This window comes from bacterium (assembly GCA_028821235.1).
GTDB lineage: Bacteria > Actinomycetota > Acidimicrobiia > Spongiisociales > Spongiisociaceae > Spongiisocius.
The window spans coordinates 16,198-33,238 of record JAPPGV010000126.1 but is presented as its reverse complement, the minus strand read 5'-3'; the positions used below and the strand labels follow the sequence as shown (position 1 = coordinate 33,238).

Here is a 17,041-nt window from a genome sequence, read left to right as displayed (position 1 = left end):
TACGATTCGGCAGTCCTCGAAGATGGGAGGGACCGTGGTACCGAAGAAGGCAGTCGTTACCGGTGCCGGCCGCGGAATCGGCATGGCCGTCGCCGAAGTTCTCGAAGGGGAGGGTTACGAGGTCTTCCGTCTTGACCTGGAGCCCGGTCCCGGGATATGGGAGTGCGACGTAGCGGATCCCACGGCCGTCGAGCGAGCCGCTGATGCGATCGGGCCCGTAGATGTTCTTGTCAACAACGCGGGCATCTGGCGGTTTGCCCCGCTGGAGCAAGTGGATCCGGCCGAATTCAAGAGAGTGCTCGACGTGAACCTGCGCGGAACGTTCCACTGCACCCGTTACTTCGGCACCGCGATGCTGGGCAGGGGCGGGGTGATCGTCAACGTGGCCTCGATCGCAGCGTCCGTGGTCGGTTCGGGCGCGGGGTCCTATTCGGCCTCGAAGGCGGGGGTGGTGGCCCTGACCGAGCAAACAGCCATCTCATGGGGGCCTCGTGGCGTCAGGTGTAACGCGGTGGCCCCCGGTCTCATCGCCACTCCCGGTACTGCCGCCATCTACGACGACCCTGCGAGACGTGCGGCGCGCGCCGCGGCCGTTCCCTCACGCCGGATCGGCACACCTCGAGACGTCGCCGGACTCATCGCCTTTCTCGCCTCCGACGCGGCTTCGTACATAAACGGAGAAACGATCTACGTCGATGGCGGGCTGAGCGCGGCGCTCCTCGAGCTGCTACCTCGCCCCGCCGAACTGGAGGGCTAGCGTTCGTCGGCGCACCGGTGCTGAGCGAGGGCTCTCCCTGAAGTATCGGTCTGTTCGACGGCGAGATGTTTGAGCGTCTCCCGATTCGGGGACGCGAGAGACCGCGAAAAAGGCTGCCAGCCCGACCTAGTGGACCCATGCAGGTATATCCTGATGCCGAGTCCGTCCCGCGCCCCCGAGCAGGTCACTGGACCAGCCGGAGTGCCGGACGGCCCAACTGAGGTTTAGCGGGAAGCGCGGAAGGAGAAGGAGAGGTAGTGACGTTGCAGGACCATTCTTGGGGACCTTGGCACAAACCACGCGAGTACTTCTCAGTACCGGCGTATTGGGATTCGGAGATCCAGGACGCAATTGCTGCGAAGGGGCGGTCGGTCAAGATCATCGACTGCACCCTCAGTGAGGGTGAAGACATGGTTGGCCGACACCTCTCGTGGGCGGCGCGCATTCGCCTGGCGCACCTGCTCGACGAACTCGGTGTCGGCGAGATCACGACTCCGATCGGACTGTCACCGCGAGAGCTCAAGGATTGGGTGAGAGCCTGTAAGCGCGGAGGCATCGAGACGCCTATCTGCGACAAGCTGATCGCCCACGTGCTGCCTCTCGAGCAGGGCGACTGGAAGAAGCGGTACGACGATCACCTCGCGTGCGAAGCGGACACCTTCGTCACGTTCCCCTACTACCCGCAGATCAGCTACTGGAGCGACTTCACAAAGGGCCCGTTCACCAAGAGTCAGGTGGTCGACGCGATCCACGAGACCGTGAGCTACGGCGTAGAGAGAGACGCTCAGATCATCTTCAGCTTCCCCGACTCGTTCCGGCACAGCATCCAGACCATCAAACTGTTCTGCAAGGCCGGAGTGGACGCGGGTGCCATGGGTATCTACATCTACGACAGCCGAGGCCAGAGCAACCCGAGAGCCTCGTATCTCATCTGCCGCGAGATCAAGGAAACGATCGGCGACGTGAACCTGTACGTCCAGCATCACAACGACCTCGGGATGGCGACGGCGAACTCGCTCGCGGCTGCCGAAGCCGGCGCGGACTTCATCGACGCGGCGATGAATGGTGTCGGCGACCGCTCAGGCACGGCGGCCCTCGAAGAGGTGGCATGCGCCCTCTATGCATACGGCTGGGACGCCGGAGTGCGCCTCGACAAGCTGCTTCCGCTCGCCGAGGAGGTCGAGAAGGCCTTCGGCGGCCACATCAGCGACGCCATCAAGCCCATCATCGGCTGGCAGGCGAACATGGAGGAGGGGTACGGCCACCGCGACCCCGACGATCCGCCGGAGAGCCCGATGGCGATTGCCGGTGAGGTACTAGGCAAACCATTCGAAAGCGTGATAGGACCGAACGTCTTCGGCAAGATCCACTACATCCAGCCCGAGGGCCTGCACAAGCACAAAGAGATCATTGCTGACTTCATTGGAGAGCTCGGCTTCGAGTGCTCCGATGAAGACCTTGAAGAGGTGCGGAACCGCACCAAGGATGCTCTTATGGGCAGAGCCGAGGGTTATATCACTATCGGTGAGCTCAAGCTCATAGTGGAAGGGGTGCTGGGGGCCAGTGACTGAATCGGGTGTGCCTCAGTACGTGATTCTGCATCAGTACGGTGTGGATCCCGATGGTGACACCCGGCGCGAGTTGTGGCCCGAGTTCGTGCCGAAACTGAAGGAGATTCCTGGGTTCGTGGCTGTCTACACGTTCGACGACCCGGACGCCCGAGAGGGTGTCAGCCTTACGTTCTGGGAAACCGAAGCCGCCGCTCAGGCCTACATCGACAGTGATGCCAGGCAGAAGCTCGACACACTGGCTTCCGAGTTCCGACCGGCGACGAATCGCCGGATCATGAGAATCCTTCAGGCAGACGATCCGCGCAAGTGAGGGAGAACGGAATGGGAATGGTTGCCGAAGTATGGAAGACGAGGGAAGGAGACGACATTGATGTCTAGGAGAATCAGAGGTCCTTGGAGGTTCTTGATCCTGGGAGTTGCGTTCGTTTTGGCGGCCGCGGCCTGCGGGGGCGACGATGCGCCTCCGGAGACTGTGGTGGTCACTTCGATTGTCGAGGTCGAGGTCGAGGTCCCGGGCGAGACGGTCACCGAGATAGTCGAGGTCGAGGTCCCGGGCGAGACCATCACCGTGACTTCAATCGTTACCGAGGTCGTCACCGAGGTCGTCACCGAGACCGTAGAGGTCGAAGTGACGGCGCCGCCACCGCCACCGGTGCCCCTGTCCGAGCCGAAGGTGCGCTGGGCCGGTTTTGGTGGTATGTCTGAGTTGTTGTTCTTCGTAGCGGAGGATGCCGGCTTCTTCGAGGCTGAGGGTCTCGAGTTGGAGCGCATCGAGTTGGGAGGCGGCGTTGACCTGTTTTCTGCTCTTGCCAGCGGATCGGTCGCGTTCACCCAGTTGGGCACCCAGCACGGAATCAGAGCGGTGACGAGGGGCCTCGACTTCCGCGGTATCTTCGGCTTCTCGCATGGCCCGAACGAGTTCGGCATCATCTCGCCCGAGGCTGCCGCTGCTGCGGGCATAACCGAGGACTCTACGATCGATGAGAAGTTCGAAGCGCTGCGGGGCCTCAAGATCGGCACGGGCCGGCCCGGGTCGACGACGACGACTCTGGCGATCGGGGCCATGGAGCAACGAGGCATCGACACCTCATCTGAGGTCGAGTTGGTTCCCCTGGGGAGGGGCAGCGCTTTGTTGCCCGCGTTCCAGGCTCGTGAGATCGACGCGTTCTTCTGGATTCCTCCCGAGACGCAGATAGCGGCTCTGGAACCGGGGGCGGTGACGATCGATTTCCGGGTTCTGTCCGAGCTCGAAGCCGTCAACTGGGCGAGCTTTTTCACGACCGACAGCTACATCCTGGAGCATCCAGACACCGTACAGGCGTTCCTGCGGGCGGTCCTCAGCGCCCGGGATTGGGCCCTAGCGAACGAAGACGACGCCCGCGCTATCGCCCGGGCACGGTTCCCCGACCTCGAGCAGGCGGCGTTCGACGCGTCGTTCCAGATCGACTACGACTCGCTCAAGCCGTCGATCCTCTTCAGCGAGGACGGCTTCGAAAAGGGAAGATACATCCTCAACATCGGTAAACCCGAAGAAGAGCACAACACAACCCTGATGACCGCGGTCGTCACCAATGAACTAGTGATCGCAGCCGCGACGGAACTGGGTATAGACGTCAAGTGACGTGCCGGTAACCCTCCAGAGGGTTGATGATGGGAGCCGGCGCTCGGCGCCGGCTCCCATCGACACCGGTGGGGACCAGCCTTCGTAGCCTGCGGCTGCGACCTGCTCGCGTTGCTGTGAGGTATCCATGATCAAGATAACGGGCGTGTCGAAGTCCTTCGAGAAAGACGGCGAGAAAATCGACGCGGTCAAGGACTTCTCGCTCACGATCAACGACGGCGAGTTCGTAGCACTCATCGGTCCGAGCGGGTGTGGCAAGTCGACGGTTCTCAACCTGATCGCGGGATTGCTCGCACCTGAAGAGGGCGTCGTTGAGTACAACGGCGAACGGGTCACGGCCATCAACACCTCCGTCGGCTACATGACCCAAAAGGACTCGCTCCTCCCGTGGCGCACGACGGAGGGCAACATCTCGGCGCCGCTCGACATCCGGCGCGTCCCGAAGTCCGAGCGGGCCGCCCTGGTGTCGCAGGCCATCGAGAAGGTCAGGCTCGGAGGGTTCGAGCGTCATCACCCGGACGAACTCTCGGGCGGTATGCGCAAACGGGTCCTCCTCGCAAGGACGCTGATCTACGAGCCCGACACGCTGCTGATGGATGAGCCGTTCGCGGCCCTGGACGCACTGCTCAAACTCGTGATGCAAGAAGAACTGCTCCGGATCTGGAGTGAGGCGCGAGCCACCGTGGTGTATGTGACCCATGATCTGACCGAGGCGATCAGCATCGCCGACCGCATCGTGGTGTTCAGTAAGCGTCCCGGCCGGATAGTGCTCGACCTGCCGGTCGAACTCGAGCGTCCCCGCGACTTCGACACCATCCGAAGCTCACCCGAATTCCTGAAACTGTACAACAGGATTTGGGCGACGCTACGCCATGAGGTCGTCAGCCAGGAAGAAGCCAGCGGTGAAGGTCGCTGATACACATCCGACTGGAGCCGCAGGTGCTGTCGAGTAGGTCAGGGACCACATTCGCGCGTTTCCTGATCGTGGCCGGCATCGTCGTCGCCTGGGACCTCGCCGGCCGTACGATCATCGAGCCGTTCTACATCAGCCGGCCTTCCGACGTCGCCGAGCGGCTGTGGGAATGGGTGTCGACCGGCTACATCGTCGAGCATGTCCTCACCACGATGGCTGAGATCGTATATGGCCTGGTCATCGGGGTAGTTCTCGGAGTGCTCGTCGCCGTGATACTGAGCTCCAGCCCCACCCTCGCTGCGGTGTTCCGTCCGTTCGCGACGGTGGCTTACAGCTTTCCCCAGGTGGCTCTGATCCCTCTCTATATCCTGTGGTTCGGGGTGTTTCTCATGCCCAAGGTCGTGTTGGTCGCCGTGGTTGTCTTCTTCCTCATGTTCTTCAATACGTTCGAAGGTGTGAAGAACGTCGAAGGCGACCTCGTCGCAGCCATGCGCGTCATGGGAGCGAAGCGCCTGGACGTGTTCCGCATCGTGGTCCTACCGGCCAGCGCAGTCTTCCTGATCACCGGGCTGCGCCACGCCGTGCCGTTCGCGCTGCGCGCGGCCGTGTTTGCCGAGTTCATTGCCTCGGTGAGAGGGTTGGGCTTCCTCGCACTCACATCTGCGCGCTCCTACAGCAGCGCCGGCCTCTTTGCCGCACTCACGGTTCTGCTCGTCGTCGGTGTGGGGCTCAACGCTCTCGTGAGCTGGTTGGAGCGTGCCGTGCTGCCATGGCGTTCCGCCGGCGTCGATGTAGCCGCGGCGATGCAGCGATGATCGAGCGGGCCCCCATGTGGCGGATCCGTCTCTACCAGCTGATAGTGCTGGGCGTGTTCCTCGGCGGCTGGGAGTGGGTGTCAGATCGGTACATTCGAACCCTCTGGATCAGCAAGCCCTCCTTGATCGCGGAACGGACGCTCGAGTGGTTCTCCAGCGGGTTCATCTACCCGCATATCCTCGCAACTCTCCAGATCGCCGGGCTCGGCCTTCTCATCGGAACGGCCATCGGCGTGGTGTGCGGCATCATGCTCGGCCTGCAGCGATCGCTGTCACGTTTGCTCGACCCCATCCTCGGCGGGGCGTACACGATGCCCCGGATCGCCTTCCTCCCGGTGGTGCTCTTCTGGTTCGGATTCGGGTTCAGGCCGATGGTGGCACTCGTCGTCCTGATGACCTTCTTCGTGCTCTTCTACAACACGAGGGCGGGTGTCGAAAGTGTCAAAGGCGACCTGGTTGCAAGCATGCGCGTCATGGGGGCGACGCGTTTCCAGGTGATCCGGATGGTGATACTGCCGTCCATCGTTCCCTTCATCCTGGCGGCGATGATGATCGCGGCACCGTATGCGCTGGTCGGCGCGATAGTCGCCGAGATCTTCATCGGTAGCAAGGGACTCGGGTTCCTGATCGTCTCATCGACAGGGGGCCTCGACCTCACCGGCACGTTCACGACGTGCCTCGTGGTCACCGTCATCTCGCTGATCGCGACCCTCGTCATCGCCCGACACGGTCCCCGGTTGCTCGGACGGAGCCCGGAAACCATCGGTGGTGGTGCCGCCGCAGCCTTTTGAGCAGCCGGCGCGAACGAATCGGCTCGGTACGAGTCCTCCTCCCGGCGCTTGCGGTCACGATGGTCATGACCTTCCCGCCCTTTCTCGCCGGCGCGCTCGCATTTAGGATCCTCCCCGAGCTCGGGTTCGACACCGGCTCCCTCGGGATCGCCTTGGGCGGATTCTTCGGCCTGTCGGCCATCAGCTCGGTCACGATCGGCGGGCTTGCCGACCGGATCGGCTGGCCGGCCGCGATGCGGGTGTCATCGGCGATGAGCGCGGTGACGATGTTCGGAATAGCGGCACTCGCCCATTCCTGGCTCTCGTTCGCAGCGCTCATCTCGCTCGGAGGCCTCACCATGGCGATCGGCCAGCCTGCGGTGAATCTGGCCCTCGCCAGAGAAGTGCCGGCGAGCCGTCAGGGGTTCGTCTTCGGCATCAAACATTCGGCGATACCGGCTGCGGCCATGCTGAGCGGCCTTGCAGTGCCGCTGTTCGCTGTCAACGGCGATTGGCGAGGGGTGTTCGTCGGTGCGGGCGTGATCGCGGGCGGCGTGGCCCTGGCGGTGCCCGGATCGCAGCGCGCCTCCGCCGACGTGGCCTCGAGACGCTCATCCGGAAAGGTGGAACTGGAGATGCGGCCGCTCGTGTTCATGGCGGTCGGTGCATTTCTGGCAGCATCGGTGGCGTCGGCCCTCAGCGCGTTCCTGGTGATTTCCGTCGTCGACTCGGGTGTCAGCCCCGGAGCAGGTGGTTTGATCCTCGCCGCGGCAAGCGTCACGGGACTGGTAGTCCGGCTTCTGGCCGGTTGGTGGGCCGACGCTCGCAAGGCGGGCGGGCTCGGAGGGGTCGCATTGCTTCTTGTGGTCGGTTCCGCAGGCCTTGGAGCGCTCACAGGCACCGGGACTTGGATGCTCACGCTTGCGGCGATGCTCGCCTTCGGGGCAGGATGGGGCTGGAACGGGCTGTTCAACTACAGCGTTGTGAAGCACTTCCCGCGGGCTCCGGCGCGAGCCACGAGCGTTGCGCTCACGGGTACGTACATCGGTGCTTCGCTCGGCCCGATCGTGATGGGTCAGATCATCGAGATCTATTCCTTTCAGGCCGCCTGGCTGGCCGCCGCTGCGATGTCGAGCATCTCGGCGGTCGCCATGCTGGCGGCCCGATGGCAGCTGACCGGCATGAGCAAGGAGGGTGCGGCGGCGGTCGAAGTCGGTGCGGATCGGTCCGGCGCCGGAGGCTGACCGGCATCCTGCCAACCGCAACACTTGGCGCGACCTTCACCTGCCCGGTGTTGGAGTGGCAGGAGTCAATCGATGAAATTGACGTGCCTAATGTACGTAAGTGTGACGGGAACCATGAAGAATCAGGGCTAGCGCCCGATGCTTGGGGGGCAGGTGTCGAAGATTCGTTCCATGCGAGAGGCTGCGTCGCTCGTTCCTGATGGTGCGACCATCGGAATCGGTGGGCTTTCGATGAACAGCGCTCCCATGGGCTTTGTACGTGAACTGATTCGGAGCGATGCCCGGGACCTGACCGTGGTGTCGATCGTCGGGTCGATGGCGGTCGACTGGCTCGTAGCTTCGGGCAAGGTGAACAAAGTGGTCACCGGACTGGTCAGCTTCGAAGGCCTCGGTCTGGCTCCGAACTTCCGCAGAGCGGCCGAAGCAGGTGACATCGAGGTCGAGGAGTACTCGGAGCATCTTCTGATCTGCCGGCTCCAGGCGGCCGCGCACCGCCTCCCCTTTGTCCCGACCAAGGCCGGGATCGGTACCGATGTGCTCGCCTTGCACCCTGACACCACCCGCCTGGAGACCGATCGGGTAACGGGAGAGGCCTACGTAGCGTGTACACCGTTGCCGATCGACGTCGCCGTCGTTCATGCCCATGCTGCGGACGCCGACGGAAACACGCGTGTCGACCCGAAGCTCATCTGGATGGACTCCGACCTCGTGAGGGCCGCCGAGGCGACCGTCGTGACCGTGGAGGCGGTCGCACCGCGCAGGTCGTTCACGGATGCCCCGGAGCGCACTACCTACCCGCGCTTCATGATCGACGCCGTGGTTCACGCACCTTGGGGCGCCTACCCGACATCTAACTACCCGTCCTATACCCACCATGAAGACTTCATTCAGGAATACCTGGGTGCTTCGCGCCACCGCGACCGTTTTGCACGGTTCTGGAACGACCGGATCACCGCTCCGGACGACCAGGCAGGATTTCTCGAGGCCAACGGTGGCGCGGCGACGATCCTCGCGATCACGAGGAGGGCCTCGTGAGTCGCGAAATACCTGGAGCCGACTGCACGGTCGACGAGCTGATGGTCGTCACGCTTGCTCGCGAGTTCACCAACGACACGCGCGCCTTCAACGGCGCCGCGAGCTTCATACCGGTCTGCGCATACCGGCTGGCGCGCAAGACGCACGCACCCGGCCTCGTGTGGGCCGCCAGCTCGATCGCGATCGACGCCGATCCTCCCGCTATTCCGGAGTCCACCCTGTCGGACGCGCTCTGGGACGGCGCCACGATGCTATCCAACTCCCCGTTCGACTTCTGGGCCTACGCCCAAGGAGCTCGGTACAACACGTTCGCGTTTCGCGGGGCGCAGATCGACAGGTTCGGCAATGTCAACAACACGGTCATCGGCTCCTACGCCAACCCCAAGGTCCGTCTGCCTGGAGGAGGCGGGATGGCGGATCTCGGCGGCATGATCCCGAACGTGTACCTCTGGACGACGACGCACAATCCCCGCACGCTGGTCGAGAAGGTCGACTTCCGCAGCGGTCTCGGTTGGGGTGACGGCGGCGACCACCGTCGCCGGCTCGGCTTCGGCGGAGGTCCGCAGCTGTGCGTGACGGACCTGTGCGTAATGGACTTCCACCCTGACACCAAGGCGATGCGCCTCCGCTCGGTGCATCCCGGCGTCACCATCGGTGACATTCAGAGCGCAACGGGGTTCGAGGTGGCGATGCCCCGCGGCACGGTCGCAGAGACCGACCTACCGACTCCGGCCGAGTTGAGCATCCTACGTGACGTAGTCGATCCCACAGGCAGCCGGCTCCGCGAGTTCGCCTGAACACGACCGCAATCCGATGCGCGACCGCGGCACCGTGGTGGGTCTGTGGGGCGGCGGTGGGATATGGCGCCGCCAGCGGCGTCTGTGGCAAGGACTCGCTGACGAATGCGTACCCGCAGGGTACGTTGAGGAGGCAGGACGCAGCCAGAGGCGTTGATGGCGGTCCAGATCACGCCGCCCGCAACGCAGACCTACCACGAAAAACTACCAAACGTTTGGTAGATTGTTTGGAACATCGTTTCGGGCTGAAAGCAGCCGCATGACCGACTTATCACGAGCGGATCGGAACCCGGCTGGCCGACTTTGCCGCAGGGTCGATCGCACGGGCTACATCATGGCGACGTATCAGGCCTTCCATGCTCCTGAACCGAACCGGGGCGATCGGGGCGCGGAGTGAAGCCAGAGACATTGGCCGGTTCCATCCCGTCGGACGAGGAACGCAGCGCCAAGTTGCGCCGCCAGATCGCGTACTGTCTCAAGAGTTCGTTCTACAGGAACTGCTTCGAGGCCGCAGGCGTGGATCCTGCGACCATCCGGGCGGTCGACGACCTTGCGTCCTTGCCCGTGTTCGTGACACCGGACATCCACCGGCAATCCCAAGAAAAGTCCCTCGAGGCACACGGACACCCCTTCTCTGAATTCCTCTGTGCCGACCCGGCAAAGATCGTGGCTCTGAGCTCCACCTCGGGGACGACGGGTTCTCCCACGTTCTATCCCTTCACTAGGCGCGATGTCAAGACAACCGACTTGCTCTGGCAGAGAGCGCTACGTTTCGTCGGGGTTCGACCCGGCGACCGGGTACTTCTGGGGTTCGGCCTCTCGATGTACCTGGCCGGCCTCCCGCTGGTGCGAGCACTGGAGCGGATGGGCGCGCTGCCGATAGCGATCGGTGCCGAGGCCGGCACCGAGAGATTGTTGGGGCTTCTAACGCTGACCCGCCCCAGGGTGCTCGCCTGCACCCCGAGCTACGCCGAGCACTTGATGGAGCGCGTGCCGGAGGCGCTGGGAATGGATGCTGCCGACTTGGGGATCGAGTTGATTGTTTGTGCAGGGGAGCCGGGAGCGGGCCTGCCTGAGGTGCGGTCGAGGTTGGAGAGTGGCTGGGGCGGGAGAGTCTTCGACCTACTCGGCGGCGCCCATGGAATCATGATGGCGTCGGCTCCAACCGACGAATACCACGGCATGTACGTACTGGGAGATGATTTTTCGGTCTCGACGCAATTGGTCGATCCGGCCACCCGGGAGCCCGTCGAAGAAGCCGACGGCGCGATCGGTGAGCGGGTCAAAACGTCCCTCGAATGGGGAGGTACCCCTCCTCTGAGGTACTCGGTCGGAGATGTGTATGAGGTATTCACCGCACCTGCCCCGGAAGGACCCATCGGGGGGAAGCGAATCAAAGTGCTCGGGCGTGTCGACGACCTTCTGATCGTAAAAGGGGTAAAGCTCTATCCGGCCGCCGTGAAGGACCTGGTCAGCAGCTTCGTCCCTGAGGTCAGCGGCGAGCTCCGGATAGTGCTCGACGGCCCCCCACCTCGTGTGACACCCCCTTTGCGCGTGAAGGTCGAGTCGCCGGTCGCTGGCGACGCCGAAGCAGCGGCTCACCTGGCCGACCGGATTAGCCTGGCAATGCATCATCGGCTCACCGTCCGTCCCCGTGTCGAGTTCGTAGCGGTGGGCTCGTTGCCGCGAAGCACCCACAAGCAGAAGCTTCTAGAGATCCAGACAGAGAAGTCGAGTCCCCAACCATGAGTGGTGCCATTGACGCCTGGTGTAATTTCTTCACCGAAGAAGGCATCAGGATCGTTTTTACCGAGAACCCTGAGGTGTCCTTCATGATGGGCGACCAGTGGGGAAGGCACGACCTCATGGTCGGTTACGAGCCTGAGCAGTTCATAGAACAGAAGATGGACCCGGCAGGTGTCGAGAGGGTGGTCGTTCCAGCACTTCAGCAGTATCTCTATCGAGACCGTCAGCTCGTGCGCGTCCCGTGGGGGTCTGTCGCCCGAGTCGTCGAGCGATTCCCCGATCGGATTTCAGGGCTCTACGGAATCGACCCCTTCTCCGGGATGAAGGGCGTCAGAGAACTCGAGTTGGCGGTCACGCAATACGGCTTCGTCGGCGGGCACGTGCATCCGTATGGATTCGACACGCCGATCAATGACGCCCGGTTCTATCCCTTCTATGCCAAGTGCGCCGAGCTCGGGGTGCCGGTCGAGCTCCAGACCGGTCACTCTGCCGAGTTCATGCCTTCCAAGCACGGGCACCCCCTACTCCTCGATGACGTCGCGATCTACTTCCCGGAGTTGAAGCTGGTGGGCGCCCATCAGGCTTGGCCATGGTGCGAGGTGATGGTCGCGATGGCATGGAAACACCCCAACGTCTACGTTGCCATGTCGGGCCATGCTCCGAAATACTGGGACCGCTCCCTCGTGCACTTCCTGAATAGCAGGGGCCAGGGCAAGGTGATGTGGGGCACGGACTATCCGCTCATCCAACATGGGGAGTCCCTGCGCCAGGTCGACGAGCTCGGTCTGAAGCCAGGCGCGAAGCAGAAGTTGTTGCGCACCACCGCCGCTGAGGTGTTCGGCCTCGGCGGAAGCTGACGACCTTCGCGTGGAGTTCTTCCGGATCGCAAAGGACAATCGGGTGGCGATTGTCACTGTCGACAAGCCCCCGGCAAACACCCTCGACTTCGCTCTTTACGACGAGATCACGTCATTGTTCGGCCGACTGGAAGAAGATGACAGTGTCAGAGCGATCGTTTTCGCCTCGGCCCATCCAAAGCTCTTCATCTCCGGCGCCGACATCAAGGACATGGAGAGCTACGACCGCTCCCCCGGTCCGATGACCGAGCGGGTTCACAAGGCTCAGAGCACGTTCTTGCGGCTTCAGCGCCTCGCAAAGCCAACCGTGGGAGCGATCACAGGCCATGCCCTCGGCGGTGGCTGCGAGTTCGCGCTGTGCCTGGACTTCCGGGTCATGATGCGCGGCGGGCCGACCATCGGACTTCCCGAGGTCAACCTCGGTTTGGTTCCGGGAGGCGGCGGCACCCAGCGGCTCTCCAGGCTCGTCGGCCGCGGTAAGGCTCTGGAGCTGCTTATGCTCGGATCCCGACTCGACGCCGACGAGGCCCTCGCCGCCGGGCTGGTGACGGCGGTGGGCAGCGACTCCGAAGACACCGTGGGTCAGGCTCGTCAGCTTGCAGCCCGGCTCGCCGACCAGGCGCCCCTTGCCGTCCGGCTAATAAAGCAGGCCGTGAACGAGGGTCTTGACCGCGATCTCGATCGCGGTCTCCAATTGGAGAGAACGGCCGTCGTGACGGCGTTGCTCTCCGACGACAGCCGTGAGGGCGTCGCCGCCTTTCTTGCGAAGCGACCGCCCCGCTTCGAAGGTCGTTGAATGCGATGGATCGCCCGATGATGCTTGACGACCTGGAGCGACTGGTAGGTGTCGAGTTTCCGGTCGGGGAGTTCACCATCGAGGGGTACGAGCACTGGCTGACGGCCGATGCCATCGGCTCGCCGCCTCTCCCCGCCGGTGTGGCCCACCCGATGTACGCCTACTACGCCGCGCTGGGCGGCATGGGACTCACGCTGGACGAGCTGTTTGCGATGGTCGGGTCGTCGGCGGCCGACGGCCCGATGTTCGGCGAAGCCGGGCTCGAGTTCCGAGAGGTGATGCGGGTCGGCGAGACGTATCGAGTCGAAGGCGGTATCACCGGTGCGGCTCGCAAGACCGGCAAGCGAGCGGGCGTGTTCGACATTGTCTCGTTCGAGCTTCGTGTAATCGACTCGACCGGCACCGTGGCTGCGGTGTCGACCAACTCGTTCGTCTTCCCGAGGAGGGCAGCGTGAGAGTGTCCGCGGGCACCGAGCTTCCCGTGTACGAGGTCGAGGTTCGGGCTGCCGCCATGAAGACCATGGCCGTCCTGCTGCGAGATCCGAACCCGATCCACTTCGACCCCCACGTGGTGGCCGCCCTCGGTATGGGGGATCGAGTAATCAACCAAGGTCCGACGAACATGGCATATGTCGTGGACATGCTGGTGGCCTGGGCCGGCGACCCGGCGCGGATCCAGTCTCTGAAGGTTCGTTTTCTCGACAACGTCCGGGGTGGAGATCGAGTCGTCGCCGGCGGCATCGTCACGTCGGTGGCCGGGGACGGGCAATACCAGGTCGCAGAGTGTGACGTCTGGCTCGATGTCGTAGGTGGGCCCCGGGCGCTGGCAGGGTCGGCGACCGTCGCTCTCGAGGCCGGCGAAGCCGCCGGGGAAACACCAGCAAAGTGAGTGAATCCGACAGTTTCCGGGTGATGGCGCCGGATTACCATCCAGCCCAGCCGGCGTAACGAGGGAGATCTATTGGGGCGTGTCGCGATCGTCGGTGTCGGCCAGAGCGTTCATGCACGAGACCGCAATGACGTCGCTTACGCCGAGCTTGTACTCGAAGCCATTGACGAGGCGCTCGACGACGCCGGTATCGGGCTGTCCGACGTCGACAATGCGGTCACGGCGAGCCTGGACTTCTACGATGGGCGGACCATCGCCAACATGGCTGTTGCCGATGTCGTCGGCTCCTATTTGAAGCCGGAGAGCCGGATATGCTCGGACGGAATCGGCGCTCTCCTATACGGGTGGGCTCGCATAGCCGACGGCGACCACCGGGTCGGGTTGGTGACCGCGCATTGCAAGGAGTCGGAAGGCAATCTCGCGACCATCGAGGGCGCCGCCCTCGATCCCTTCGTCCAGCGGCGCCTCGGGGCGGACGCAGACGTCGTCGCCGGTCTGGGTGCTCGGCAGATCTACGCTTCCGGGGCGTTTTCTCCCGCGGATGCCGCGGCCCTGGTTGTAGCGGCGAGGGCGGCGAGCGCGGTGAATCCCAAGGTCACGACGCTCGAAGCCATGACAGTCGCCGATGTTCTGGACGCGCCGCGGTCGGCGACTCCCCTGGGTGTACTCGATCGAGCGCCGAACCGTGACGGATCATGCGCGGTGATCCTCGCCACCGAGGAGGTGGCAAGGGACCTCTCCGAGAACCCTGTGTGGATCGCAGGCGTCGGAACCGCCACGGGCAAGTACTGGACCGATCGGCATCCCGGCGATCTAAGCGCCCTCGACCGGGCCCGGGACAGTGCGGTGGCCATGACCGGTTGGGGCACGGATGTCCCTGACGTGTTCGAGGTCTCGGCTCAGTACGCCCACCAACTGTGTCAGTTCGCAACGAGTCTCGGTGCCGATCTGGCTGAAGCAGGAGGGACTCTGAATCCGTCCGGTGGCTGGCACGGCGGCAACCCGGTGACGGTCTCGGGGCTCTCGAGGGTGACCGAATGCGTGCACCAGCTTCGTGGCGAGGCGGGCCCGAGACAGCATCACGATGCACAACGCGCCCTCGCTCACGGCGTGGCCGGCCTCGGCGCGCAGTCTCATTTCGTCGCCACCCTCGAAACGGGGATTGATGGGTAGGAACGCCGCGATCGTTGCCGCCGGCCAGACCGACCACGTGTCGAGACGTCTCGACGTGTCGATACCCGAGATGGTCAGGGAGGCTGTCGATCGCTGCCTGGGATCGAAAGACCTGAACCCGGGCCAGGTCGATGCGGTCGTCGTCGGCAACATGGAGCTGTTCGAGGGAATCAACTTTCCCGAGCTGTGGATGGCATCCGCCATCGGCGCAGCGGGCAAACCACTCTTCAAACTCAACAACGGCGGTACGGTCGGGGCAAGCGTGGCCGTCGCAGCGGCTCACCTCGTCGCTTCCGGGCTCTACGACGTGGTACTGGGTATCGGTTACGAGAAGCAGTCCGAGGGTGAGACGCAGTCGGCGATAACTACGGTCGGCGATCCTGCGTGGGAGCGGTCGGTGATGGCGGGGGCCATCGGGAATTTCGGCGTGATGGCCTCGACATACGTCGCCGAGAGCGGCGTCACCGCGGAGCAGGCCGCCAAGGTGACGGTAAAGGCCCGCCGCAATGCCTGTCTCAACCCTCATGCGCATCTACAGCGCCCCGACATCACGGTTGAGGAAGTGCTCGCCTCCCGCATGCTTGCGGCGCCGCTGCGGCTGCTCGACATGTGTCCGAGCAGCGACGGCGCCTGTGCTGTGGTGATGGCCGCACCCGACCGCGCCCGTGAGATGACCCCGAGGCCGGCGTGGGTTGCCGCCACCGAGACGGCGCACGACACGCAGTTCATGGGTGATTCACCCAAGCGCCTGGCGCGGATGCGCAGCCTCATCGCCGCCTCCGATTCGGTCTACTCGAAGGCCGGCATCGTCGATCCCCGGGCTGAGCTCGACGTCGCTGAGATCTATGAACCGGCCAGCTATGCGGAGCTGGCGATGTACGAGAGTCTGCGTTTCTGCAATTGGGGGGAGGGTGGGTCCCTCATCGACGATGGAGTCACCCTCATGGAGGGTGAACTCCCGGTCAACCCGTCCGGAGGGGTGCTCTCGACCAACCCGGTCGGCGCCACCGCACTGATCCGGGTTGCGGAGGCGGCCCTCCAGGTCATGGGCGAGGCGGGAGATCGTCAGATTCCCGGGGTCGAGACCGCCCTGGCCACCGGCTACGGGGGTAACGCATGGACCGAGGCTGTCGTCCTCAAGGGGACCGCGCCGTGAGCCCGACTCCGCCGGTTGACTCCGCCCTGAGGCTCGAGTACGTGGCGGACTTCGAGTACTCATACGCCGCCGGAAAGTTCGCGTCGCGATTCATGAACGCGCTCCGGACCGAGGCAAGGATCCAGGGAACGAGGTGCGATGCCTGTGACAAAGTCCTGGTGCCTCCCCGGCCGGTATGCGGTCTTTGCCTGGAACGAACGGCGGAATGGGTCGACGTCGGGCCGGGCGGAGTGATCACGGGCTACACCGTGGTCGAGGTGCCCTTCATCGATCCGATGACCGGCATCAAGCGGCCGATTCCCTATGGCTTTGCGTTCGTCCGCCTCGACGGAGCGGACACGAACATCTATCACTTCCTCGAGGAGAGCCGGCACGACCGGATCTCGATCGGAATGCGCATCACGGCCGTCTTCAAGCCGGCCCACGAACGCGACGGGACCCTGGCGGACATCATTCATTTTCGTGCGGAGGAGCCGGCAGCCGATGGGTGAGCCGACGATCCTGCATCAGAAGATCAACCTGCCATACCGGTATACGGCCGGCGACTTTCACAAGGCATTCCTCCACGGGTTGGCCAACCGGCGGATAGTGGGATCCCGCTGCCCAGCGTGCCCCACGGTGGCGGTACCGGCCCGGCCATTCTGTCCGGAATGCTCAGCGCACAGCGGGGAAACGATGGACATGAAACCGCAGGGAACACTCGAAACCTGGTCGACCGCGACGATCCAAGGAGTCACGCGAACCTACGGCTTGATCCGGATCAGGGGCGCTGACACCGTGATGCTCCATATCGTCGACGCCGAGCCGTCAGGTCTTCAGGTGGGCATGGAGTTGGTGCCAAGATGGTCTCCCGAGCCGGTCCCCGAGATCACGGCGATCGCAGCCTTCGTCCCGGCCTGAG

Annotated in this window: 19 protein-coding genes; all 19 read left to right on the top strand. The window is 63.9% G+C overall.

Going from position 1 to position 17,041, the window contains the following annotated elements:
- Positions 1 to 22 precede the first annotated feature (22 nt).
- On the top strand, positions 23 to 757 hold the full coding sequence (locus OXK16_12870; GenBank protein MDE0376836.1) for an SDR family NAD(P)-dependent oxidoreductase: 735 nt from the start codon (positions 23 to 25) through the stop codon (positions 755 to 757).
- Positions 758 to 1,014: 257 nt separating this feature from the next.
- Entirely contained in the window at positions 1,015 to 2,328 is a 1,314-nt protein-coding gene (locus OXK16_12865; GenBank protein MDE0376835.1) for a hypothetical protein, read from the top strand.
- Between the two features lie 40 nt (positions 2,329 to 2,368).
- Entirely contained in the window at positions 2,369 to 2,638 is a 270-nt protein-coding gene (locus OXK16_12860; GenBank protein ID MDE0376834.1) for an antibiotic biosynthesis monooxygenase, read from the top strand.
- A 60-nt stretch (positions 2,639 to 2,698) separates the two neighbouring features.
- Entirely contained in the window at positions 2,699 to 3,949 is a 1,251-nt protein-coding gene (locus tag OXK16_12855) for an ABC transporter substrate-binding protein (protein ID MDE0376833.1), read from the top strand.
- Positions 3,950 to 4,076: 127 nt separating this feature from the next.
- Positions 4,077 to 4,865 carry an ABC transporter ATP-binding protein gene (locus OXK16_12850; GenBank protein MDE0376832.1) on the top strand — a complete coding sequence of 263 codons (789 nt, stop codon included), beginning with the start codon at positions 4,077 to 4,079 and terminating at the stop codon, positions 4,863 to 4,865.
- A 68-nt stretch (positions 4,866 to 4,933) separates the two neighbouring features.
- Positions 4,934 to 5,677, top strand: a complete 744-nt coding sequence (locus OXK16_12845; protein ID MDE0376831.1) for an ABC transporter permease subunit — start codon at positions 4,934 to 4,936, stop codon at positions 5,675 to 5,677.
- Positions 5,674 to 6,468, top strand: a complete 795-nt coding sequence (locus OXK16_12840; GenBank protein ID MDE0376830.1) for an ABC transporter permease — start codon at positions 5,674 to 5,676, stop codon at positions 6,466 to 6,468. The genes OXK16_12845 and OXK16_12840 overlap by 4 nt, the downstream gene beginning before the upstream one ends.
- A 65-nt stretch (positions 6,469 to 6,533) precedes the next feature.
- Positions 6,534 to 7,691 carry an MFS transporter gene (locus OXK16_12835; protein ID MDE0376829.1) on the top strand — a complete coding sequence of 386 codons (1,158 nt, stop codon included), beginning with the start codon at positions 6,534 to 6,536 and terminating at the stop codon, positions 7,689 to 7,691.
- Positions 7,692 to 7,862: 171 nt separating this feature from the next.
- Positions 7,863 to 8,726: an acyl CoA--acetate/3-ketoacid CoA transferase subunit alpha gene (locus OXK16_12830; protein ID MDE0376828.1), complete on the top strand. Its 864-nt coding sequence runs from the start codon at positions 7,863 to 7,865 to the stop codon at positions 8,724 to 8,726.
- The gene (locus tag OXK16_12825) at positions 8,723 to 9,523 is read left to right on the top strand and encodes a CoA-transferase subunit beta (protein ID MDE0376827.1); all 801 of its coding nucleotides are present in this window, start codon (positions 8,723 to 8,725) and stop codon (positions 9,521 to 9,523) included. The genes OXK16_12830 and OXK16_12825 overlap by 4 nt, the downstream gene beginning before the upstream one ends.
- Before the next feature lie 393 nt (positions 9,524 to 9,916).
- The gene (locus OXK16_12820) at positions 9,917 to 11,272 is read left to right on the top strand and encodes a phenylacetate--CoA ligase family protein (protein MDE0376826.1); all 1,356 of its coding nucleotides are present in this window, start codon (positions 9,917 to 9,919) and stop codon (positions 11,270 to 11,272) included.
- Complete coding sequence (locus OXK16_12815) at positions 11,269 to 12,126, top strand: amidohydrolase family protein (protein ID MDE0376825.1); 858 nt, start codon at positions 11,269 to 11,271, stop codon at positions 12,124 to 12,126. The genes OXK16_12820 and OXK16_12815 overlap by 4 nt, the downstream gene beginning before the upstream one ends.
- Positions 12,127 to 12,169: 43 nt before the next feature.
- Positions 12,170 to 12,922, top strand: coding sequence for an enoyl-CoA hydratase/isomerase family protein (locus tag OXK16_12810; protein MDE0376824.1), 753 nt, complete (start codon positions 12,170 to 12,172; stop codon positions 12,920 to 12,922).
- A gap of 17 nt (positions 12,923 to 12,939) precedes the next feature.
- The gene (locus OXK16_12805; protein ID MDE0376823.1) at positions 12,940 to 13,377 is read left to right on the top strand and encodes a hypothetical protein; all 438 of its coding nucleotides are present in this window, start codon (positions 12,940 to 12,942) and stop codon (positions 13,375 to 13,377) included.
- A complete protein-coding gene (locus OXK16_12800; GenBank protein ID MDE0376822.1) occupies positions 13,374 to 13,811 on the top strand; it encodes a MaoC/PaaZ C-terminal domain-containing protein in 438 nt (145 codons plus the stop codon). Before OXK16_12805 ends, OXK16_12800 begins: the two co-directional genes overlap by 4 nt.
- A 72-nt stretch (positions 13,812 to 13,883) precedes the next feature.
- Positions 13,884 to 14,984, top strand: coding sequence for a thiolase family protein (locus OXK16_12795; GenBank protein ID MDE0376821.1), 1,101 nt, complete (start codon positions 13,884 to 13,886; stop codon positions 14,982 to 14,984).
- Complete coding sequence (locus tag OXK16_12790; protein MDE0376820.1) at positions 14,977 to 16,140, top strand: thiolase family protein; 1,164 nt, start codon at positions 14,977 to 14,979, stop codon at positions 16,138 to 16,140. Before OXK16_12795 ends, OXK16_12790 begins: the two co-directional genes overlap by 8 nt.
- Positions 16,137 to 16,631 carry an OB-fold domain-containing protein gene (locus OXK16_12785; protein MDE0376819.1) on the top strand — a complete coding sequence of 165 codons (495 nt, stop codon included), beginning with the start codon at positions 16,137 to 16,139 and terminating at the stop codon, positions 16,629 to 16,631. The genes OXK16_12790 and OXK16_12785 overlap by 4 nt, the downstream gene beginning before the upstream one ends.
- Positions 16,624 to 17,040: a zinc ribbon domain-containing protein gene (locus tag OXK16_12780; GenBank protein MDE0376818.1), complete on the top strand. Its 417-nt coding sequence runs from the start codon at positions 16,624 to 16,626 to the stop codon at positions 17,038 to 17,040. Before OXK16_12785 ends, OXK16_12780 begins: the two co-directional genes overlap by 8 nt.
- Position 17,041: the final 1 nt, after the last annotated feature.

What these genes read in the sequence shown, in the direction of transcription:
- OXK16_12870 (MDE0376836.1), top strand. Translation starts at nt 23, where the DNA reads ATGGGAGGGACCGTGGTACCGAAGAAGGCAGTCGTTACCGGTGCCGGC.
- OXK16_12855 (MDE0376833.1), top strand. Translation starts at nt 2,699, where the DNA reads ATGTCTAGGAGAATCAGAGGTCCTTGGAGGTTCTTGATCCTGGGAGTT.
- OXK16_12850 (MDE0376832.1), top strand. Translation starts at nt 4,077, where the DNA reads ATGATCAAGATAACGGGCGTGTCGAAGTCCTTCGAGAAAGACGGCGAG.
- OXK16_12840 (MDE0376830.1), top strand. Translation starts at nt 5,674, where the DNA reads ATGATCGAGCGGGCCCCCATGTGGCGGATCCGTCTCTACCAGCTGATA.
- OXK16_12835 (MDE0376829.1), top strand. Translation starts at nt 6,534, where the DNA reads ATGACCTTCCCGCCCTTTCTCGCCGGCGCGCTCGCATTTAGGATCCTC.
- OXK16_12830 (MDE0376828.1), top strand. Translation starts at nt 7,863, where the DNA reads ATGCGAGAGGCTGCGTCGCTCGTTCCTGATGGTGCGACCATCGGAATC.
- OXK16_12815 (MDE0376825.1), top strand. Translation starts at nt 11,269, where the DNA reads ATGAGTGGTGCCATTGACGCCTGGTGTAATTTCTTCACCGAAGAAGGC.
- OXK16_12805 (MDE0376823.1), top strand. Translation starts at nt 12,940, where the DNA reads ATGATGCTTGACGACCTGGAGCGACTGGTAGGTGTCGAGTTTCCGGTC.
- OXK16_12790 (MDE0376820.1), top strand. Translation starts at nt 14,977, where the DNA reads ATGGGTAGGAACGCCGCGATCGTTGCCGCCGGCCAGACCGACCACGTG.
- OXK16_12780 (MDE0376818.1), top strand. Translation starts at nt 16,624, where the DNA reads ATGGGTGAGCCGACGATCCTGCATCAGAAGATCAACCTGCCATACCGG.